The 18,866-nt window shown below is 54.2% G+C and carries 19 protein-coding genes, 1 tRNA gene and 1 pseudogene; 15 read left to right on the forward strand and 6 right to left on the reverse strand.

Annotated features, from left to right (window positions below):
* Positions 1-50 precede the first annotated feature (50 nt).
* The 4 genes and pseudogenes from ihfA to ACN0V1_RS19145 all read left to right on the forward strand — a co-directional run bounded on the left by ihfA (position 51) and on the right by ACN0V1_RS19145 (position 1,967).
* Entirely contained in the window at positions 51-353 is a 303-nt protein-coding gene (gene ihfA / locus ACN0V1_RS19130) for an integration host factor subunit alpha (protein ID WP_014852595.1), read from the forward strand.
* Positions 334-690, forward strand: a complete 357-nt coding sequence (locus ACN0V1_RS19135) for a MerR family transcriptional regulator (protein ID WP_313089617.1) — start codon at positions 334-336, stop codon at positions 688-690. The genes ihfA and ACN0V1_RS19135 overlap by 20 nt, the downstream gene beginning before the upstream one ends.
* An 83-nt stretch (positions 691-773) precedes the next feature.
* A tRNA-Pro gene (locus ACN0V1_RS19140) sits at positions 774-850 on the forward strand.
* Between the two features lie 322 nt (positions 851-1,172).
* A pseudogene (locus ACN0V1_RS19145) lies at positions 1,173-1,967 on the forward strand (IS5 family transposase).
* Here ACN0V1_RS19145 and ACN0V1_RS19150 read toward each other — a convergent pair.
* Positions 1,938-2,837, reverse strand: coding sequence for a hypothetical protein (locus ACN0V1_RS19150; RefSeq protein WP_417546528.1), 900 nt, complete (start codon positions 2,835-2,837; stop codon positions 1,938-1,940). The pseudogene ACN0V1_RS19145 and the gene ACN0V1_RS19150 sit on opposite strands and share 30 nt — an antisense overlap.
* A 332-nt stretch (positions 2,838-3,169) precedes the next feature.
* On the opposite strand from ACN0V1_RS19150, the gene ACN0V1_RS19155 reads away from it, so the two are divergent.
* The 4 genes from ACN0V1_RS19155 (at position 3,170) to ACN0V1_RS19170 (ending at position 4,938) form a co-directional block, all read left to right on the forward strand.
* Complete coding sequence (locus ACN0V1_RS19155; RefSeq protein WP_125870415.1) at positions 3,170-3,364, forward strand: helix-turn-helix transcriptional regulator; 195 nt, start codon at positions 3,170-3,172, stop codon at positions 3,362-3,364.
* 313 nt (positions 3,365-3,677) lie between these two features.
* Complete coding sequence (locus ACN0V1_RS19160) at positions 3,678-4,334, forward strand: inovirus Gp2 family protein (protein WP_417546529.1); 657 nt, start codon at positions 3,678-3,680, stop codon at positions 4,332-4,334.
* Positions 4,335-4,439: 105 nt separating this feature from the next.
* Positions 4,440-4,685: a type II toxin-antitoxin system prevent-host-death family antitoxin gene (locus ACN0V1_RS19165; protein ID WP_125870417.1), complete on the forward strand. Its 246-nt coding sequence runs from the start codon at positions 4,440-4,442 to the stop codon at positions 4,683-4,685.
* On the forward strand, positions 4,675-4,938 hold the full coding sequence (locus tag ACN0V1_RS19170) for a type II toxin-antitoxin system RelE family toxin (protein ID WP_417546530.1): 264 nt from the start codon (positions 4,675-4,677) through the stop codon (positions 4,936-4,938). Before ACN0V1_RS19165 ends, ACN0V1_RS19170 begins: the two co-directional genes overlap by 11 nt.
* 336 nt (positions 4,939-5,274) lie before the next feature.
* On the opposite strand, the gene radC is transcribed toward ACN0V1_RS19170, so the two are convergent.
* From radC to ACN0V1_RS19185, 3 genes are all read right to left on the reverse strand, one after another.
* Complete coding sequence (radC, locus tag ACN0V1_RS19175; RefSeq protein WP_125870461.1) at positions 5,275-5,772, reverse strand: RadC family protein; 498 nt, start codon at positions 5,770-5,772, stop codon at positions 5,275-5,277.
* Positions 5,773-5,801: 29 nt separating this feature from the next.
* Complete coding sequence (locus tag ACN0V1_RS19180; RefSeq protein ID WP_417546531.1) at positions 5,802-6,704, reverse strand: hydrolase or metal-binding protein; 903 nt, start codon at positions 6,702-6,704, stop codon at positions 5,802-5,804.
* 91 nt (positions 6,705-6,795) lie between these two features.
* Positions 6,796-7,800: a YqaJ viral recombinase family protein gene (locus ACN0V1_RS19185; RefSeq protein ID WP_417546554.1), complete on the reverse strand. Its 1,005-nt coding sequence runs from the start codon at positions 7,798-7,800 to the stop codon at positions 6,796-6,798.
* Positions 7,801-7,955: 155 nt separating this feature from the next.
* On the opposite strand from ACN0V1_RS19185, the gene vapB reads away from it, so the two are divergent.
* On the forward strand, positions 7,956-8,186 hold the full coding sequence (gene vapB / locus ACN0V1_RS19190; protein WP_046164331.1) for a type II toxin-antitoxin system VapB family antitoxin: 231 nt from the start codon (positions 7,956-7,958) through the stop codon (positions 8,184-8,186).
* Positions 8,186-8,590 (forward strand): type II toxin-antitoxin system tRNA(fMet)-specific endonuclease VapC, encoded by a 405-nt coding sequence (vapC, locus tag ACN0V1_RS19195; RefSeq protein WP_417546532.1) that lies wholly within the window; start codon positions 8,186-8,188, stop codon positions 8,588-8,590. The genes vapB and vapC overlap by 1 nt, the downstream gene beginning before the upstream one ends.
* Before the next feature lie 86 nt (positions 8,591-8,676).
* Here vapC and ACN0V1_RS19200 read toward each other — a convergent pair whose 3' ends face one another.
* On the reverse strand, positions 8,677-9,645 hold the full coding sequence (locus tag ACN0V1_RS19200; RefSeq protein ID WP_417546533.1) for a DUF932 domain-containing protein: 969 nt from the start codon (positions 9,643-9,645) through the stop codon (positions 8,677-8,679).
* Between the two features lie 59 nt (positions 9,646-9,704).
* Positions 9,705-10,040, reverse strand: a complete 336-nt coding sequence (locus tag ACN0V1_RS19205) for a hypothetical protein (protein WP_417546534.1) — start codon at positions 10,038-10,040, stop codon at positions 9,705-9,707.
* Positions 10,041-10,265: 225 nt separating this feature from the next.
* Between ACN0V1_RS19205 and ACN0V1_RS19210 the strand changes: the two genes are divergently transcribed.
* From ACN0V1_RS19210 to brxC, 5 genes are all read left to right on the forward strand, one after another.
* Complete coding sequence (locus tag ACN0V1_RS19210) at positions 10,266-12,401, forward strand: nuclease-related domain-containing protein (protein ID WP_417546535.1); 2,136 nt, start codon at positions 10,266-10,268, stop codon at positions 12,399-12,401.
* Positions 12,402-12,479: 78 nt separating this feature from the next.
* The gene (locus tag ACN0V1_RS19215) at positions 12,480-13,490 is read left to right on the forward strand and encodes a competence protein CoiA family protein (RefSeq protein ID WP_417546536.1); all 1,011 of its coding nucleotides are present in this window, start codon (positions 12,480-12,482) and stop codon (positions 13,488-13,490) included.
* Between the two features lie 401 nt (positions 13,491-13,891).
* On the forward strand, positions 13,892-14,749 hold the full coding sequence (locus tag ACN0V1_RS19220; protein WP_417546537.1) for a hypothetical protein: 858 nt from the start codon (positions 13,892-13,894) through the stop codon (positions 14,747-14,749).
* Positions 14,742-15,287 (forward strand): DUF1788 domain-containing protein, encoded by a 546-nt coding sequence (locus ACN0V1_RS19225; RefSeq protein WP_417546538.1) that lies wholly within the window; start codon positions 14,742-14,744, stop codon positions 15,285-15,287. Before ACN0V1_RS19220 ends, ACN0V1_RS19225 begins: the two co-directional genes overlap by 8 nt.
* 22 nt (positions 15,288-15,309) lie before the next feature.
* Entirely contained in the window at positions 15,310-18,774 is a 3,465-nt protein-coding gene (gene brxC, locus ACN0V1_RS19230) for a BREX system P-loop protein BrxC (protein ID WP_417546539.1), read from the forward strand.
* Positions 18,775-18,866 lie beyond the last annotated feature (92 nt).

Raw genomic sequence — 18,866 nt, forward strand, 5'->3', positions numbered from 1 at the left:
TCCTCAGTATTCTGGAAGAAAGGTTCAACGCCACGTTAAGGAAATAGCGTATGGGGGCTCTGACGAAAGCTGAAATGGCCGAACGTCTTCATGAAGAGCTAGGCTTGAATAAGCGTGAAGCCAAGGAGCTGGTCGAGCTGTTTTTCGAGGAAATCCGGCAAGCGCTGGAGCATAACGAGCAGGTCAAGTTGTCCGGTTTCGGAAATTTCGACCTGCGCGACAAGCGCCAGCGCCCCGGGCGCAACCCGAAGACCGGCGAAGAAATCCCGATTACGGCACGGCGCGTCGTGACGTTCCGTCCCGGTCAGAAGCTCAAAGCCAGAGTCGAAGCCTATGCTGGAACCAAGCCATAACGACGAGCTTCCGACGATCCCGGGCAAGCGCTACTTCACTATTGGCGAAGTCAGCGAGCTCTGTGCCGTCAAGCCCCATGTGCTGCGTTATTGGGAACAGGAGTTTCCCCAGCTCAGCCCGATCAAACGCCGCGGCAACCGCCGCTATTATCAGCGCCAGGACGTCCTGATGATCCGGCAGATACGGGCCTTGCTGTACGAACAAGGCTTCACCATCGGCGGCGCGCGCCAGCGTCTCTCCGGCGACGAAGCCCGCGACGATATCACTCAGTACAAGCAACTCATCCGCCAGACCATCACCGAGCTCGAAGAGGTTCTGCTGGTCCTTCGAAAATAACTTCAACACCAGCAAAAATGTTTCACATTTCAGTCAGTTAATGTATAGTTCGATCCGCTTTCAGCAGTGCTGAAAGCAACAGTCGGGGCGTAGCGCAGCCTGGTAGCGCACTTGCATGGGGTGCAAGGGGTCGAGTGTTCGAATCACTCCGTCCCGACCAAAAAACCTCAAGAAATCCAGTCACTTAGCGGTGACTGGATTTTTTTATGTCTAATAGTTTTTGAGTGGCTGCTGTTTTTACCCCACTTTTTACCCCACCGGTAATTCTTCAACTTGTTGCGGGGATTAGCACTCGCAGAGCAGCTTTGCTGGACGTGCTGTCCGGGGTACAGGTCTCCCATCACAATTCACTGCCTACTGGTAGCGCGCTGACCTATGCTTGACAAAGCTCTTGGGTTCTGTACAAGGATCTAGAATCAGCGTCATGACGGCTGGAGGCCCGCATGGCGAAGCGTTACGAACTCTCTGATGCTGCTTGAGAACTGATCAGGATTTGGTTCCCCTGAACTGGAGATGGGGCCGCCTCGCAGTGATGACCGCCTGACGCTCAATAGCATCCTCTGGGTTGCGCTCAGATGCCGCCTGGCGCGATCTAGCGGAGCGCTTCGGCCCATGGTCGACCGTGTATCAGCGCTTTCTTGATTGGCGGGATGACGGCACATTCAAGCAAGTGCTTGAGCGTCTGCGCATTTGCCCGAATCAGAAGGGCTGACCGATCTGGCCTCCTTGATGATCGACTCCACGGCGGTACCAATCTGAGCCGCTTCTGGCGCGGGGGCCCGGAGAACCGTCAGAACATGCATTGGGGCGCGGCCGAGGTGGCCGGACCACCAAAATCCATGTGGTTTGCGATGCCAGCGGCGTGCCTCTGCGTGTTTTGCTGTCGCCGGGCCAGGCTAGCGACATCTCGAATGCTCAAGTGCTCCTGGATCAGATCCGCATCCTCGGCAAACAAGGCCGGCCTCGAAAGCGCTGCCGCTGGTTGCTGGCAGACAAGAGCTAAGATGCCGAACACTTGAGCCTACTGCGACCGTTACTGAATGCAGCCTGTTGATTCCGCTGTGAACCATGAAGCGCAACTCCAAGCCGGGGCTACCTCTACTGCCGATTGCCCAAATAATCGGCAGCTGAACATCATCGAGCGGATATTCAACTGGCTGAAGAGAGCCGCAGGATCGGCACTCGTTACGACAAGCTTGAAAATAAGTTTTGCCGCCATGGTTATGCTGGCCTGCACGCTGCGACGCCTACCGCAATACTTTTCGTACAGAACCTAATGCTTCTGGGATAAAAGTATTTGTTTCGTACTCTTTATTCAAGAGAATTTCAATAACTGCTGCTTGTGATAACTGGTGCTTGGCAGATAGTTTTTTTAGCTTGTTAACCGTGCTGGGCGATATTTCCACATTGCACTGCACTTTCTCGCCTTTATACTTCTCTTTGTTTTTGAGTTGACTGCATCGTTTTTTTGCGCTTGATAGAAAAAATAGTCTGTCAATCGTAGGTACATGGTTGCTGTCGAAAACGTAGAGGAGCTCTTGGTAGCTGTTGAATTCTGTATGGTTTTGCGCAAGATTTGGAAATTGCTTTTTAAAAATATGCCACCCAGCTTTTAGCTTCATTGGCTCTTTCTTATCATTAAACCAGTCTAAAGCTTTTCTTTCCTGGCTGTACTTTTCCCACTCGTTCTTTATCCTGTACGCTAGTTCTTTCTTTGCGTGGATAGATTTTATTATGTGATCATTTATCTGTCTCGAATCCATGTTTATCATTGTTGTCGAGTTTAATAAATCTAGCAGGCCTATTACGTAATCCCGGTCATTTTGCGTGGAGTATATAATTGGGGCTGTCGCTTTTGTAGCAATTATTAAGTTTTCAGTCAACCACGCTAGTTGCTCTATGTCATCTTTTACCCAGGCATAAAATGATTCTTCTAGAATGTTTGCCTGGTATTGCTGTTCAATTATCGTTGGATTTATTTCGTTTAGAGCATTTCGGATGTTTTCAAGCATTCCTGGCATGCCGTATGAGCCAATAAAAGAATTAGGAAAATGTTTGCTTATAAACATCCATAACCACATTAGAGTTCTTTTATCGGTCTTTTCAGTAACTAATCTGAGAGTCTTTTTTGCTTGATTGATTGGCATGATGTGAAGTCTTGTTTATTGAATGATGCTTGGAGTATATCAGTATCCTAAGGATTCTACATTAGGTGATTCCTAGGCATTAATATAGAGTATTCCTAGGTTACATTCATGCTGCCAGGCCCATAAAAACGCGGTTTCAGCCACGTTGTATGCGGGAAAACTAGGAGCGGTAAGTCGTCTAGCGCAAACTGCATACTTTTGGCTTGGGAGGAGTCAATCGGTGCTACGAATGTTTTGATGGGATGGTTTCCCGTAGCTGGTGATTTTGTTTGCGCGATAAGTTAATTGTTACCGGTGAGCCCTATTCCTTGAATGGATATGAGGACTCATCAATGAAATTGATTCGACTGCAGCAGGTAATGGCGCTTACTGGCTTGGGCCGCTCGACTATTTATAAGCATATCTCGGACGGTTGGTTCCCTAGGTCAGTACCTCTGGGTGGGCGGAGTGTTGGGTGGGTGGAGAGTGAGGTCCATGAGTGGATTTTAGCTCGGATAGAAGAGCGCGATACGCAGGCTGGTTATTAATTTTTGTGGGCTTGGTTACTTTGAAGAGATCATCAAGGCCGCCAGTCGGTCTTGATGGTTTTTTCTCAGAGTTGATTTTTCGCTTAATTGCGATTTTCGTTCGGGTTTCTGTGTGCTTTTCTGTGTATTGTTAAATGTGCTCGTCTCGGTATTGGTAGTATGCTATCTACAGATAATAAAATATCCATTGTTTTCCATAGAGTCACCACATGCTAAGTCAGGTATCCCTTAGATACCTGACTTATGGATATTATTTCAGTGAATAAATACATGATGCTCCTAGGTTATGCACTTAAGCATTGGAGTATTTAACATGTTACGTCATAGTCAAAATAGTAATCTTGTTATCCATAATGAGCTTGGCTATCGTGGCTTGCCTATTCAGATAGATAAAGGGCCTTTCATACGTCAGTATCTGGAAAGGCTGCATGCTACGATTGACCGTGCTCTTCAACAGCATTCTCGTGTCTTTGCATTTAGAGTTGATCTTAGGTTTCCAGCAGCGTTTGTATATGGCAGAGGCGATTATACAAATCAAGTATTTGAAAGGTTTGTAGAATCATTTAAGGCAAGAATACGCCACAATCGTTGTATTGCGCGTAGGGAAAATAAACATGCGCATCAGAGCGGTGTGCGATACGTTTGGGCTAGAGAAGTTGGGCAACATGGGAGGCCGCATTACCATGTTGCATTCTTTCTCAATTACGATGCATTCAATGCTTTAGGTAAGTTTGAGTCAGGAAGGGATAACATGTTCAACCGTCTCCAAGAGGCGTGGGCAAGTGCTCTGGGCTCGTCAGTTGACGAGGCCAAGGGGTTGGTTGAGATACCAAGCAATCCAACCTATTGCCTCCGTCGTGATGAGCCGCAGGGAGTGGTCGACTTCTTCTATCGGGCAAGCTACCTCTGCAAGGCGGCCACGAAAGTCTACGGGAGTGGTCAGCATGGATTTGGATCCAGTCGGGTTTGATCCGAACTGGAGCCGCTTGGTGATGAGGCTCGGGCAATCTAAAGCTAGGGCTTGCTCGGGCTGAATAAAAAGACCAAAATAAAGACCGAAAATGAGGGCTTGAATATGCAGAGTGTTTTGGCCGAGGTTGCCGTTAGCGTTTCTGAGCTGAAGAAGAATCCATCTGGAGTCATGGCCGGAGCTGGCGGTTTGCCGGTGGCGGTTCTCAACCACAATCGCGTGATGGGTTACATGGTGCCTGCTGACCTGTACGAGCAGATGATGGAGCGACTTGACGATCTTGAACTGGTCGAAATTGCGAAGGCTCGTTCCGCTGAAAAGGGCATCCCGGTGAGCCTGGATGACCTATAAGCTTGAGTTTCTTCCTACAGCGCTCAAGGAATGGGAGAAGCTTGGCCATACGGTGCGTGAGCAGATCAAGAAGAAGCTTAGAGAGCGCCTGGAAGCGCCTCGGGTGCAGGCTGATGCTTTGCGGGACATGCCGGGACACTTCAAAATCAAGCTGCGCACTTCCGGGTATCGCCTGGTCTATCGGGTCGAGGAGGAACGAGTGGTTGTAATTGTAGTTTCCGTGGGCAAACGCGAGCGTGGAGCAGCGTACTAGTCGGCCAAGAAGCGTTAGCTACAGGCAGGATCTGATGCTCAGGGGGATCATCAAGCTTTCGTTGCTTACCTCTGATGGAATTGGCAATTGAGCAAAAAAGAAAAGTGGTACAGCAGCCGGAGTGGACAGCCTTTCGGCTGCCCCTCCTGTATCGCTCATTGACTGGATGAATTGTGCCGCTTTGCCATTTCCCGAGCATCCCGCATGCCAGCACCGCAGCGAGGCGGAAAGCACAGAATCAGAATCACCAGCAGTAGTACCGCCATGCAGCCGGCGAGGATGCCGGCGTACATAAAACGGCGGCAAAGATCGGTAGCAGCTGTTTCATCCGTCTCTTCACAGGTAACCCTGTTCCGCCAGCGAAACGCAGCCTTCGTGGCCTACAACGATGTGATCGAGCGTTCTCACACCGACCAGATCCAGCGCATCCTTCAACTTGTGGGTTAGCGTGCGATCCGCTTGGCTGGGTTCGGGATCGCCGGATGGATGGTTGTGCACCAAAATCATGGCGGCAGCGTTGTGCTCCAGAGCGATCTTCACGACCTCCCTTGGGTAGACGCTCGCGCCATCCAGGGTGCCCCGGAACAGCTCGTGAAACGCAATGACCCGGTGCTTACAGTCCAGCATCAGCAGGGCAAAGACTTCGTACTCATAGGCCTCCAGTAGCGTCTGCAGGTGGCTGAATACGTCCTGTGGCGCTGTAAGTTGCCGTCCCCGACGCAAGCGCTGGCTGGCCAGCTGTTTGGCCATCAACAGGATGTCGGCTTCAGTGACTGGTGACTCGATCAGGTAGGTGCCAGCGGTCTCACCGGCCTTGATTTTGTGCAATCGCATATTCAGCTCCATGGGCCGGGTGGCCAGTCTTAGGCATTCTGGGTTTGGTGCTTGGCTTCCAGCTTTTCAGCCAGGCTGGGTTTGCCCGACGAGTGCGATATGGCTTTGGAGAGCGGCTGTTCGTCGGCGCTCTCGATGGGGAAGAATTCTTCGACGATGGCACCGACGTCTTCTTCGCTATCCTCGAAGGCACCGTTGCCGAAGCCGCGCTTTGCCGCTTCGTCTAGTGCGTTCTGATCGAAGCCCGCCGCTTGCCGCTGTTCATCGAGCTCACTGGCAGCTTCGAGCGCCTCGGTCATGTCGATGCCGCTGCGCACGGTGAGGTCGACGTAGAAGATCGGCGTGCCATGGCTCTGCCGAGTCGACTTGCCACGCAGCCTTAGCTCCAGCGGCAGGCAGGCCAGGCGGTTCCCGGAGATGGCCTGGAAGTAATGAAGCCGTGCGGCCAGGGTGCGGATGCTGTTGAAGCCTGTGGTGCGGAACACAAAGCTGCCCAGCGGATCTTCATCACCAATCACCACATTCAGCCGGCCGTAGGGCTTGCAGGCTCCACCCTTAGCCAGTGAGCAAGCATCCGGTGAAGGGCAGGGCAGTGACTGCATGCCGTCTTGGGTAACCCGCTTACAGGTTTCGCCATTGCCTACGCAAACGGGGCGCCCGGTTTGCCGGTCGAACAGCGTGTAGTCTGCGCGAAAATTCAATTCCGGCTCGTTGAACAACAGGCGTACCGGAATGCTGCGCAGCTTGTCGTCCTTGCCTTGGCGCAGCTCATCATTGAGGGGATGCACTAACCAGCCGTCGCGGCTCTGTACCTGGGAAGTAATAGTGAACTGGTCATCTTTCTCTGGCAGGCGCTTGCCGTTTTTCTCGATGACCTTGCCAATGGAAATCCGCCCGAGCACCGGCGGAGTAATAGCCAGACCTTTGAGCATGGTGGTTCTCCTGGAAATGAAAAAAGGCCAGCCACACAGCGCGAACTGCATGGGCTGGCCAAGGGGAGGGAGTGATGGGAAGAGGTTGGAATCAGCCGACCAGGAAGCGCCGTGCGCCGGGTTTGATCAGCGAGTATTTAGCTTTCAAGTGCGGTCTTTCCTGGAGTAGCCGGGCCACGTCGAAGCCGACGCTGTCTTTGGCTTTACGCCAGCTGATGTACCCGTTGGTGAACTCAGCCCGACTGGCCTCGCCCATGGCCTGTTGCAGCATCTGCTTGAGCTGGGCCTCACGCTTTTCCTTATCGGCAATCGATTGGCGCAGTGCTTTGAGCTCAATGTAGGCCGCTGACAATCCAGCATGACCGCTGAAATCCACGGTCTCGCCTGAATCCGTTGGGAACAGGCAACGCAGGGCGGTCTCGGCGGAAGCTGTGCCGTCGGCGGGTGGTGGTGTATCGGTTTCCACGTACTGCCAGAAACGCCGTTCGAGCTCGATCAGGCGAGTAATCATTTGCTCATCGCGCTCAATCCGATGGATCTCCAGATGCTGACCGCCGAGCACAACCGCGACATCTGCTGCCTGCTTGCCGGTGACGGCCAGCTGGTGCATTACCTGCAGCTGCACATACTCGGGCACGCCTTCTTTCCAGAGGCGCGCCCCGTTAATACCGGCTGTCTTGCATTCAAGGATCTGCACATCGTCGGCACCGATCACCTCTCGGTCGATGTTGGCCAGCATCCAGGACAGGTCAGGATCCGGATGCTGCAGCACTGCATTGACGCGACGAACCTTGTTCTTGGTGCGCTTGCTGTAGTGCCAGGCGACGATCGGCTCCAAGACGTTGCCCCAGTACATCGGGCTGTCCTCGTCATCAGGATCGGTTTTCGGCAATCCGGTATCGCGCCCGGTCTTTTCCAGCCATAGCTCCAGCTGCGACTTGTAGGGGTTGAGGCCGACGGCTGCAGCTGCATCGGAACTGCCGATGCCTTGCTTGCGGATCTGCAGCCAATCTTCGCGAGGCAATTCCTTGGTGCTGATCAGGCGTAGAGCGGGACGTGGTTTGCTGGGGCTGAGGTTCAATGAAGTGGCTTTCATCATGTTTCTCCTGCAGACATAAAAACGCCCAGCCAGCACAAGGCTGACCGGGCGTTACGGTGGTAAATCAGACAAATAGCCGGGATATGCCATTGACATATCCCGCGTCGCTGGCAGACTGGTATATACGTAAGGCATATCCCAAGGAGGTTTCCATGGAACAAGGTGCAGTTTTTCAGAGCAATCGCAGTCAGGCGGTCCGTTTGCCCAAAGCGGTAGCGCTGCCTGAGGACGTGAAGCGGGTGGATGTAGTGGTAATTGGTCGGGCGCGAATCATCACACCGGCAGGCGAGGCCTGGGATAACTGGTTCGATGGCGAAGGTGTGACCGCTGACTTTATGGCGGATCGGGAACAGCCTGCAGATCAAGAGCGCGAGGCGCTCTGATGTTGAAGTTCATGCTCGATACCAACATCTGCATTTTCACGATCAAGAATCGCCCCGAGGAGGTGCGTGAAGCCTTCAAGCGCCATTCGGGGCAGTTAAGTATCAGTACCGTCACCCTGATGGAGCTTATTTACGGCGCAGAGAAGTCCGCTAATCCCGAGCGTAATCTGGCTGACGTTGAAGGTTTCGCTGCGCGCCTGGAAGTCCTGCCCTACGACACGCAGGCAGCGGCTCACTCTGGACAATTGCGAGCTGAGCTGGCTCGTATAGGAAAGCCTATTGGCCCGTATGATCAGATTATTGCTGGACACGCACGCGCCCAGGGACTGATTCTGGTGACGAATAATCTTCGTGAATTCGATCGAGTTCCAGGGTTGCGTGTCGAGGATTGGGTGAGCGCCTGAGTAATGGCGATCATTTAATGCAGAACCGTTGAACAACCCCTGATCTGCCTTATGGCGATCAGGGGTTGTGTTTATGCAGCAGCCTTTTAAGCGGCGAGCTGCAGCGCTGCATCCAGGGCGCGTTGCTTGATCTGTGCGCCTTGGCCGAACCAAGCAGAATCAAGCCGGTACTCGGTGCTGCGTGCACGCCGTTCGTGATCTACGTATTCGGTCACGGCATTGAGCAGGCCCCAGGCGGTGCCCCTTGCCGATTCCAGCTGACTGCCCCGGCCACGGCCTTCGTACAGCTCCTGTACCTTGCGCAGGGCGCGTTCATTGGGCAGTTGTTCGGGTAGCTGGCCGGTTGGGTTGACCTCGCACATAACGTTCAGGAAGAAGCCCATTGCCTCATGCCACTGCACCTTGCGTTCAGCCAGATGGCGCATGCGATACATGAAGTCGTCCCATTGCGAGACGGCGATACCGAGCTGATTCTTCACTACGTTCGGATCGAAGCGAGTGTTGTGCGGCACCTTGATGGCTCGACTTGTACCGTCCAAGGCGATGGTCAGGGTGTTATTACAGACCACGCGCACCGTAGTCGGCGTTGCAGTGGTGGCCAGGGTGCCGTCACACGACGTAGCCAACAGCAGGTAGCCGTTGACCTGGTCGTTACCCTTGATCGCCGTGCCTTGCCCGGTGCGCGCCAATGCCCAGAACTTGCGACCACCCTTGAGCACGCCAGCGGTTTCCAGCTCATATCCCGAGACCTCGGTGAGATCCCGGTAAAACTCCAAAACCTCCCGAGGCTGCACGGTGTGATAACGCTTGGAGACAACAGACAGCGGTGCCTTGGTATCCGAGCGATAGAGCACCTTCTGTTCCGGGTAGGAATGAATTGCGCCTAGATGGCCGATGCTGTCCGATTTGAAATGAACGGGGCTTTCCAGGATCTGCCAATCCATACCGGCTTCACGCTGCCAGACCTCGATAGGTTGCTTCTGCGGCAGGTTGTTGCCCAGGCCATGCCAAGGGGTAGCGCCAGCGTAGGCCATTGTTTCAACGAGATGAGCCATTGCAATACTCCTTCTACGTGTTTATACGTAATAACGTTTCATTTGCCGGCAAGACGAATTCATCGCTCGTTTTGTGTAAAAGCAGTACCGCAGTGATGACATTCATAGTTGTCGAGTACGTGAGAATCGAACTCTTCACCCATCTTGGCGCCGGCCAGCCCCCCGGCTGTTCCACCTGCCAGGCCGCCCAGAATCGCGCCAGCCAGGCTACCCAGCGTAATACCCACGGGGCCAGCGAAAGCCCCTATAAGCGCGCCGCTTTTTGCACCAGCCATAGCGCCTGCTGCTCCGCTCGCCGTGCCGCCAACGGCGCCAATAGCGCCACCGACTTTGCGACCATGATTGCGAACAACAACGCGAAGAGAACCGCAGGAAGGACAGCAAATACTCATCATTCAGACTCCTGTTCAAGAGAAAATACCCCGAGGTAGAGACGAGCTTTTTGTGCCCGGCTTCCAGTAGGTAATACAGGGCTGAAAATTTTTTGAATCCTGTAGCGTGACAGCGGCCTTGATGTTAGAGCTGTATGCTCGAATCGGTAATGGCACATGATGTTCGTGAGATAACGTGAGCCATCCAAAAGGACATAGGCCCTTCCTGGGGCAGGCAGGGATAAGCACGTGCGTGACTCTGATAAACGTTGCCAGCAGTACTACCAAGACCAATTCGCCAAATATTTGCAGTGCTATACCCCTGGCGAAGCACTCAATGAGTGCCTGCACGATTTTTTGGATCAGCGACCAAGCGGGAAGTACAGTTCACGTAGCCGTGCAGCTGGCTTGGCGTCCGCACAGTTTTGGTGGGCGTCAGCTGCAGTAACCGAGGCCGACCAGGCCAGTCTGGCACTGGCACGGGTGCTCCACTTTGATGACGTGATCGATATCGATTTGCTGAGTCATCTGGCCACGCACAACGCAGATCAGCTGCGATGGGCCGTCCGCTATTCAAAGTTGTTTACGCGCAGGGATTCGCCACTCTGGGTCCACCTGCGCAAGAGTTGCGTGGGCCTGCAATGGCAGACGTTCATAGATGTCTGTGACCGCCTGATGATGCGGCTTGAGCCATTCGATCAGGCAACCCTAGATGCCGAGAGGCGCCTCAAGTCCCTGTCGCTGCTGGAGTTGCTGTCCTATCTCAGCGTGCTAGCTTATTTCCGACTGGCAGACGCAAGGGGTGATCCTGCCGGAATGGAGTGGGTGGCCTATGAGCGAATCATCCAGCGCAAGTTGAGAACCTGTACCGAATCGGATTTCCGGCTTTCTACGGATGTGCTTGGCCGATCGCTGAAACGGCATCTGTCACCCATGCTCTTTCCACAGCGGGGCGAGGGTGCGGAATGCGCTGCCAATCTGGATGTCGTCAGCGAGATGGTTGTAGCAGTGCGTGAGCTCATCGAATGTGAACGGTCCATAGACCAGTTCTGCTTTGACAGTCAATGCGATTACCAGCTCAGTTCAGGGAGCCCGGTCATCGTCAACAGATCGAATGAGGGTGCATTGCGTTGGCAGCGCACCGAACAGAAAAGCCAGCTGTTGTGGTGCTACTGGATGCGCCGCGCGATTGAGACCTTTGCCGCTTCTGAGCTTACCGGAAAGCTGATCGGCAGTGCCGACAACCATGAGGCTAACCAGCTCGCCTACATCAAGACCATACGCAGTCAGCTTTATCTGCAAGTGGTTTTCGGGCTTGGAGAGCGGGTAAGGTTGAACAACGGAGCTGAAGTGAAGTTGTTCCACGCAATGTTGGCGAGTGAGCTGACCAGAGCGTTTTTCGAACAAGCCTACCTGCAGCCTTATCAGCGTTACTTGGATGAGTCGGGCGAGCCCATAACCGCGCTTGGGCGTTTGGCCTTTGAGGGTCTGCTACAGGGCGAGAATCGTTTTCCCATGACCTGGTCGGAGCAGCCAGAAAAAATTCAGCGGATCCTCGCATGGACAGTGAGTGATGATCACCCCGATGGGGATCCTGAAGCAGCGAAGGCGATCTTGCAGTTTTGGACTAGTGATCTCCAGACACTATCCGAGCAAGTGAAGCAACCCCCGAATTTGCCAACGCCAAGGCTATCGGAGAAGCCGTTTTACAAGATAGGTCGTTACAGCTTTCAGTTCCCTTGGGTGGCTGGCCGGCAAAACTCCCTGTCGGCTGCTGTAAACAATCTCCGGCGAGTCGAGCAGCGTCGGTCAGAGCTGCGCAGCGAAACAGAACGGATTGAGCATAACCTCGCCCATTCTCTTCGGCAACGCGGGTTCCACGTCGTTGTGGGCTACGAGCCTCGACGGGTAGACGCGCAGGATGCTGGAGAGATTGATCTGTTGGCGTGCCTGGCTGGTGTAATTCTTTTGCTTGAAGTGAAGTCAGGATTTATTCGCTCCACCCCACAGGAGGTCTGGTTACACCGCACAAATACGCTACGCAAGGCTGCCAGGCAGTTAAGGCGTAAAAGTGTGGCGGTGCGGCAAGCACTGCAACATGACCTAGTCTTACGTGCGGCGTTGGGGCTTGCTGCGCCCGATCCGCTGCCCACCTTGCATGGTTGGGTAGTTGATACTTCGATCGAATTTGATGGCGAGGTGGTTGATGGCTTTCGTATCGTTTCGCGCGAAGTTATTGAAGTAGCTCTTCGTGACGAGCTTCATTACCTGAAGGCGCTAGATAAACAGGGCGCGAATGAGGTGGCCACGCTTTATCCGGAAGGGTTCAGTGCGTCGGCATTTGCACGGATAATCGAGCAAAGTGAAGTGTGGAAAGAACTATAGGTGCCTGCGTTATGCAGCGGCTTACTTCTTCTGCTTCGGATCTATAATTGCTACTTATATCTTTGATCGGGTTCATGGATGATAAAATACCGCTACGCATTAAATGAAAATGGCCAGACCATATGTGCAGACGACATCGCCGGAAAGGTCATAAGTGAAAAGTTCACCTGTCTAGGTTGTCAAAACCCGCTGGTCGCAAGGGTTAACGGAGAGAAGGTGCGTCCGCACTTTGCTCATAAAACGCAGGTGGAGTGCAGCGGCGAAACATACTTGCATAAGCTCGGTAAAGCGACGTTTGTTGATGTATACACGAGATGTCTGGAGGCTGGTGAGCCATTTGTAATTAAGCTGGCGGCTACGAAGGTATGCCGCAAATTTCACCCAGCGATAATGACTGCTTGTGATCTGGGTTGTGTTGAGAAGGAATATGACCTGACGGAATACTTTCACAACATTCAGGTTGAAAAGCGGGATGGTCAATTTGTTCCAGATGTGTTGATTTCTAGCGAATCCAGGCCTTCTGAAAAAATATACATTGAAATAGCTCATACTCATTTCATGTCGGAGCGAAAAGAAAGCTCTGGAAATCGAGTAATTGAGATACCTATAGAGACAGAAGAAGATATCAATAAAATTAGAAAATCGAGTTTGTCGGCAAGTGACGCTCTTTTTATTGGTTTTAATCATGCAACAGAAGCTATCACTGACTCCGAGTGTAAGTGCGCAGCTAGGAAGTGTTACGCTTTTTTTGTGTACGAAAGTGGCAGAGCCAATCTGGAGTTTAACGAGCTGAGAGTGGTGCATTCAAAAGCGCGTAAATCAGATAAGCTTATTTATAGTAATTTATTTTTCTCCAATGCGGGAGCAAAGGCTCCTTTTGAGAACCAGGCGGAGGGTGGCCGTTTATTTATCGAACAGGTTGAGCTCGCTGCAAACCGGAACGTACCAATTAAGAACTGCTATCTCTGCCGCTATCACGCGGAAAGTTACGATGCCCTAAAAGGCCTTCCAATTTTCTGCAAGACGTTTAAAAAGGCTTGTGGGTCTAACGAGGCGGCCGATTGCGAGCGGTATCGGAGAGCTGTTTAGATCTTGATAGGCACAGCGTTCACCTTCGCCACAATCTGCGACTCGCTTCCGGCAACCTGCCTGAAAACTCGACCTGTATGAAAGTACAACATTGGTATGACTAGTTCGGCGACATATCCTGCGTCATGCCCACTGTATGGGCGGGATAGAGCCACTGGAATGGATGCCTACTCAAACAGGATGGGTTGTCATAGCGCAGGGGAAGAGCAATCGGGTGCCTTCCACCGGCTTGTCGAAGCTCCAGTTCACCACCACAGGCGTCGGCGGCAACACGAAGCAGCTTGAACGGTTGAAGATGACAATTACTGCCTGATTAGGCAGGATGCGGTCTGATGTCGAACTGATATCAAGCTTGACGATTAACGGATTGACGCAAGACCAACCTTGGATAGTCAGAGATAATGGCAGCTTTGCAGATCATTCCGTCCCTCAACGCCCGCTCAGCGGGTGCTGTGAGCTGGGAACCCACAAGTGATGCCATGACCAATCAGCAGTCTCTGATCAATTTCGGCTTCAAGTTCGGCAGAAGCGGAGCGCATGACTCCCGCACCATGATGTTGCCGGAGCTGCGTCGCCTTTTCTCCAGCACGCAATTTACCGATAGTCGCCCGCTGTATCGTGAGCAAATCACGGGGTTGAACTGCCTAGACAAGCCCACTAGCCGAGCGCGCAAGCTCACGGTCGGGCATCTGGTCGATCTCTACGGTCTGTCACCTGATATCCCACTGTTTCGCATTTTTCGCCAGCTTTGGGATGTGCGCATTGAGGCGCAGCCATTGCTCGCGCTGCAACTAGCGGTGGCTCGTGATCCACTGTTACGTGTGTCTGTTCCGCTGATGTTGGAGCTCAAGCCCGGTGAGCCTCTGCAGCGTGAGCAAACTGAGGCGGTATTGGCTGCTCAAGATCCCAATCGTTTCAGTCCTGCGTCGCTCAAGTCCTATGCCCAAAACATCAACGGCAGCTGGACTCAGGCCGGATTTCTGAGTGGGCGCATCAAAAAGAGTAGGGCGCAGCCGCAGGTAACCGAGGTGAACGTCGCCTATGCCCTGTTTCAGGCCTACCTCAACGGTTTGAGCGGGCAGCGCCTGTTTTCCAGCGAGTGGTGCAAGCTGCTGGATTGTCGATTTGAACGCCTGACAGAGCTTGCACGTACGGCATCCTTGCGGGGGCTGATCACATTCAAACAATCGGGTGAAGTCATTGAGGTCGGTTTCCCTGACTTCCTCACTCAAACCGAAAAGGCCTGGCTCCATGAGTAGTCGCCTCAATAAGCTCATCAAAAACTACGCTCGCCATATCAGCCTGCCTTGGCAAGCGGGCCTGGCAGATGAGCAGCGCGTTCTGTTTGCCGTTTATCACAAGGAAGACGAGCTTAAGCTGCGTGCGCGAATGGAAGAATTCAAAGTGGCCACGGAAGGCGCAGGCCACCCCTGGCTGGCGCTGGATATCACCAACGCATTTCCCGAGTGGATGGCCGCAGAAGAGTACCGGGATGCCTATTTCACTGACCCCAGTGACCTGATCGGTAACTACCCCGATTTCATCCAGGACCTCCTGGATCGACTGGAACAGCAGCTGGGTGACCAAGCCGACGAGGGCACCCTCGTAGCGCTGATTGGCAGCGGTGCCTTGTTTGGTTTCGGCTCAGTCGCGGGCTTCGTCAAAGCGCTCTCTGCACATGTGCCCGGTAGGCTGCTGGTGCTCTTCCCTGGCGAGTACATCGACAACACCTATCGCTTATTGGACGCCCGTGACGGCTGGGGCTACCACGCTACGCCGTTGACGGCTGACAACTGACTGTTTTGCTTAAGGGACTGAAATGCTTAACCGCGAAATCTACCTGAACGATCCGCTGGAAAACCGCCTGGCCAACAACGGTGTTGCCGAAGTGAAGGACGATCTGTCCGAGCAGGCGCTCAACACCCTTCGTTATGAGCTCAAGACTTTCGTCTGTGAAGGTGAGTACCAGGCCGGTATGGACAAGATCCTGTCCACCTACCTGCGCAACCTGGGCAGCAATCATGAGCAGCCGGGTGTATGGATCAGCGGCTTCTTCGGTTCGGGTAAGTCGCACATGGCCAAAATGCTGCGCACCCTGTGGGTCGACCAGGCTTTCCCGGACGGCCTTACCGCGCGCCATATTGCCAACCTGCCGCAGAACGTTGCAGACGCATTCAAAGAGCTGAGCATTCAGTCGCGTCGCTATGGAGGCCTGCATGCTGCATCCGGCACGCTCGGTGCTGGTGCGAACAACAATGTGCGCCTCGCACTGTTGGGCATCATCTTCAAGTCGGCGGGCCTGCCGGAGCAGTACCACCAGGCTCGTTTTGTCCTCTGGCTGAAAGAGCAAGGCTACTTCGATGCCGTTAAACAGACAGTAGAAGATGCCGGAAAACCCTGGGAGCGTGAGCTGAGCAAGCTGTACGTCTCGCCACTAATTGCTAATGCCTTGCTCGCGGCCTACCCAGATATGGCCAATGACGCTCAGGGCGTGCATCAACTGCTCAAAGGTCAATTCCCGACAGTCACCGATGTGACCAACGATCAAATGGTTCAGGCCATTGCAGATGCTCTGGACCGTGACGGCCAGTTCCCGCTAACTCTGGTCGTGCTCGACGAAGTCCAGCAATACGTGGGTAACGATGTAGACCGTGCACACATGATCCAGGAGGTCGTTGAGACCTGCTGTAAACACTCTGCTTTCGGTAATCGTCTGTTGTTCATTGCGACCGGCCAGAATGCGCTGTCCGGTATGCCAAATTTGATGCGCCTGATGGGCCGTTTCCAGATTCCTATCATGCTTAGCGACACCGATGTGGAGTCGGTCATTCGTAAGGTCATTCTGCAGAAGGTCGAGACCGCTCGTGCCGGGCTGCAGGCGCTTCTGACCAAGCACCTGGGCGAAATTTCTCGTCATCTGCGGGGCACCAAGGTGGAGTATCACCAGGATGACGAGAAGGTCATGCTGGCCGACTACCCGCTGTTGCCTGTGCGCCGCCGCTTCTGGGAGAAGGTACTGCGTATTGTCGATACCACCGGCACTGTTTCGCAGCTGCGTAACCAGCTCAAAGTCATCCATGAGGCCGCCAAGGCCACGGCCGAAAAAGAGTTGGGCAATATCGTCCCCGGCGACTTTATCTACCAGCAGATCGCGCCCAATCTGTTGCAGACCGGCGTCATCTCTAAGGAGGACTACGAGCGCATTGCCGAGCTGTCCGCTGGTAATGACGACCAGCAACTGCAGTCGCGTCTGCTCTCGCTGATTCTGCTGATTGGCAAGCTGCCGACAGACTCAATTTCCGACTGTGGTGTACGCGCCACCGCCGACATGCTGGCTGACCTTCTGGTAGATAACCTCAACCAGGGCAAAGACGAACTGCGCGCGCGCATCCCGGTTCAGCTGGAGGCCATGGCTAAGAATGGTCAACTGATGGCCATGGAGACCAGTGCTGGTGTCGAGTACCGTCTGCAAACCCAAGAAAGCGCCCAGTGGTACGACACTTTCCGCCAGCAGGAAGCCGACCTGCGCGGCAATATGCAACGTGTCGAGAACTTCCGGATCGACCTGCTGCACAAGCAAATTAAGTCCGAATTGGCCAAGGTTCGTGTCACCCAGGGGGCGTGCAAAGAGAACCGCCAGGTTATCGCCTGCTTCGATGCAGAAGTCCCCAAAGATGCTAACCAGAAAATCTACCTCTGGGTTCAGGACGGTTGGAGCCTGAACGAATCATCCTTCCTGGCAGAGGCGCGTAAAGCCAACCCGGATCTGCCGACGCTTTATCTCTATATCCCGGCGCGAAACCGTTCCGAGCTGAACAACGTCATCATCCATCAGGAAGCTGCCGATGCGACCCTGAGCTTGCGCGGCATGCCCAATACCGAAGCGGGCAATGATGCTCGTAAGGCCATGGAAACCCGTCAGCGCGATGCGCAGAAGCAGGTCGACCAGCTCCTCAAGGAAATTCTCTCGGGCGTGCAAGTACTGCAGGCCGGTGGTGCGGAAGTCGACGGCAACAGCATTGCCGAGCGCATTCAAACAGCCGCTCAAGCGTCTGTGGTACGCCTATACCGCGAATTCGATATGGCCGACAGCCCGCATTGGGCCAAGGTCTACGACCGTGCCCGCAAGGATGGCGGTCAGAATGCCCTGGAAGCTGTGGGCTTCAGTGGCGATACCGAAAAACACCCAGTCTGTGCCACGATACTGCGCTACATCGGCGCCTCCAAGAAAGGTAACGAGATCCGCGATCAGTTTGCTGCAGCCCCCTACGGTTGGCAGCAGGACACAATTGATGGCGCACTGTTCGCCCTGGTTGCTGCGGGTGTATTGCGTGCCACCGATGCCAGCGGCAATGCGCTGACGGCACAAAGCCTGGAGCGGCAGAAACTCACCCAGAGCACCTTCCGTCCTGAGACTGTGACGATCCGTCCGGTGGATCTGATCAAGATCCGTGGCCTGATCAGCTCGTTGGGTATCGACTGTCCGCCAGGTGAAGAGCAGGCCCGCTTGCCAGCGCTGGTCACCCTGGCCCGCGAGCTGCACCATGCGGCAGGCGGTGAGGCGCCGGCGCCTGCGCGTCCGGACGCCAGCTTGATTGATGAGATCGCCAAAGAGAGTGGCAATACCCAGCTCAAGTTGGTGCTGGACAACAAGGATGCCATTAAACCGCTGCTTGACACCTGGCGCAGCCTGGGCGAGCAGCTGCGTTCTCGCCGCAGTGATTGGGACCTGCTGCAAACTCTATTGCGGCTCAGCAAGGGGCTGGCCTTCGGTGAGAAGCTCAGTGGCGAAGTGGATGCCATCAAGAGCAATCGCAGCCTGTTGGCCGAGCCCAATCCGCTCGAGAGCCTGATCAGCACCACCGTCAGCCAGCTGCGTGAGGCGATCAACCACCACTTCCGCGCCTTCCAAACCGAATACCAAAAGCGCCAGGCTGAGCTGATAGTAGACAGCCACTGGCAGCAGCTCTCTGCCGCTCAGCAGAATGAGCTGCTGGCTCGTCGCGGCCTGGCTGAGCCTGAAGCGCTGAGCCTCGGTAGTCGCGAAGAGGTCATCGACAGCCTGGAAACCACCAGTCTGGAGCAGTGGACCGATCGTAAAGACAGCCTGGCTGCCAAGTTTGAAAGCGCCCGCCAAGAAGCGGTCAAGCTGCTGCAACCCAAGGTTCAGCATGTCAGCTTGCCTAAGCGCACCTTCGAAAACGAAGCGCAGCTGCGCCAATGGTTGGCGGAAATCGAGGCTCAGCTGCTGGCCAAGCTGGCGGAAGGCCCCGTGATGGTCTGATGGCACCCGTAGCATAGTGGCCCATTGGTGGCTTGGCCGCGGCGCGGCGTAACCCACCTAAGCGGCGCCCAAAAAATCGAATAAATGATTAC

The sequence above is a fragment of the Marinobacter sp. genome, from assembly GCF_048266785.1.
Lineage (GTDB): Bacteria > Pseudomonadota > Gammaproteobacteria > Pseudomonadales > Oleiphilaceae > Marinobacter.

What these genes read in the sequence shown, in the direction of transcription:
- ACN0V1_RS19135 (WP_313089617.1), top strand. Translation starts at nt 334, where the DNA reads ATGCTGGAACCAAGCCATAACGACGAGCTTCCGACGATCCCGGGCAAG.
- ACN0V1_RS19180 (WP_417546531.1), bottom strand. Translation starts at nt 6,704, where the DNA reads ATGCTCAAAGGTCTGGCTATTACTCCGCCGGTGCTCGGGCGGATTTCC.
- ACN0V1_RS19165 (WP_125870417.1), top strand. Translation starts at nt 4,440, where the DNA reads ATGCAGAGTGTTTTGGCCGAGGTTGCCGTTAGCGTTTCTGAGCTGAAG.
- ACN0V1_RS19150 (WP_417546528.1), bottom strand. Translation starts at nt 2,837, where the DNA reads ATGCCAATCAATCAAGCAAAAAAGACTCTCAGATTAGTTACTGAAAAG.
- ACN0V1_RS19215 (WP_417546536.1), top strand. Translation starts at nt 12,480, where the DNA reads ATGATAAAATACCGCTACGCATTAAATGAAAATGGCCAGACCATATGT.
- vapB (WP_046164331.1), top strand. Translation starts at nt 7,956, where the DNA reads ATGGAACAAGGTGCAGTTTTTCAGAGCAATCGCAGTCAGGCGGTCCGT.
- ihfA (WP_014852595.1), top strand. Translation starts at nt 51, where the DNA reads ATGGGGGCTCTGACGAAAGCTGAAATGGCCGAACGTCTTCATGAAGAG.
- brxC (WP_417546539.1), top strand. Translation starts at nt 15,310, where the DNA reads ATGCTTAACCGCGAAATCTACCTGAACGATCCGCTGGAAAACCGCCTG.
- ACN0V1_RS19200 (WP_417546533.1), bottom strand. Translation starts at nt 9,645, where the DNA reads ATGGCTCATCTCGTTGAAACAATGGCCTACGCTGGCGCTACCCCTTGG.
- ACN0V1_RS19205 (WP_417546534.1), bottom strand. Translation starts at nt 10,040, where the DNA reads ATGATGAGTATTTGCTGTCCTTCCTGCGGTTCTCTTCGCGTTGTTGTT.
- radC (WP_125870461.1), bottom strand. Translation starts at nt 5,772, where the DNA reads ATGCGATTGCACAAAATCAAGGCCGGTGAGACCGCTGGCACCTACCTG.
- ACN0V1_RS19220 (WP_417546537.1), top strand. Translation starts at nt 13,892, where the DNA reads ATGGCAGCTTTGCAGATCATTCCGTCCCTCAACGCCCGCTCAGCGGGT.
- ACN0V1_RS19155 (WP_125870415.1), top strand. Translation starts at nt 3,170, where the DNA reads ATGAAATTGATTCGACTGCAGCAGGTAATGGCGCTTACTGGCTTGGGC.
- ACN0V1_RS19225 (WP_417546538.1), top strand. Translation starts at nt 14,742, where the DNA reads ATGAGTAGTCGCCTCAATAAGCTCATCAAAAACTACGCTCGCCATATC.
- ACN0V1_RS19160 (WP_417546529.1), top strand. Translation starts at nt 3,678, where the DNA reads ATGTTACGTCATAGTCAAAATAGTAATCTTGTTATCCATAATGAGCTT.
- vapC (WP_417546532.1), top strand. Translation starts at nt 8,186, where the DNA reads ATGTTGAAGTTCATGCTCGATACCAACATCTGCATTTTCACGATCAAG.
- ACN0V1_RS19170 (WP_417546530.1), top strand. Translation starts at nt 4,675, where the DNA reads ATGACCTATAAGCTTGAGTTTCTTCCTACAGCGCTCAAGGAATGGGAG.
- ACN0V1_RS19185 (WP_417546554.1), bottom strand. Translation starts at nt 7,800, where the DNA reads ATGAAAGCCACTTCATTGAACCTCAGCCCCAGCAAACCACGTCCCGCT.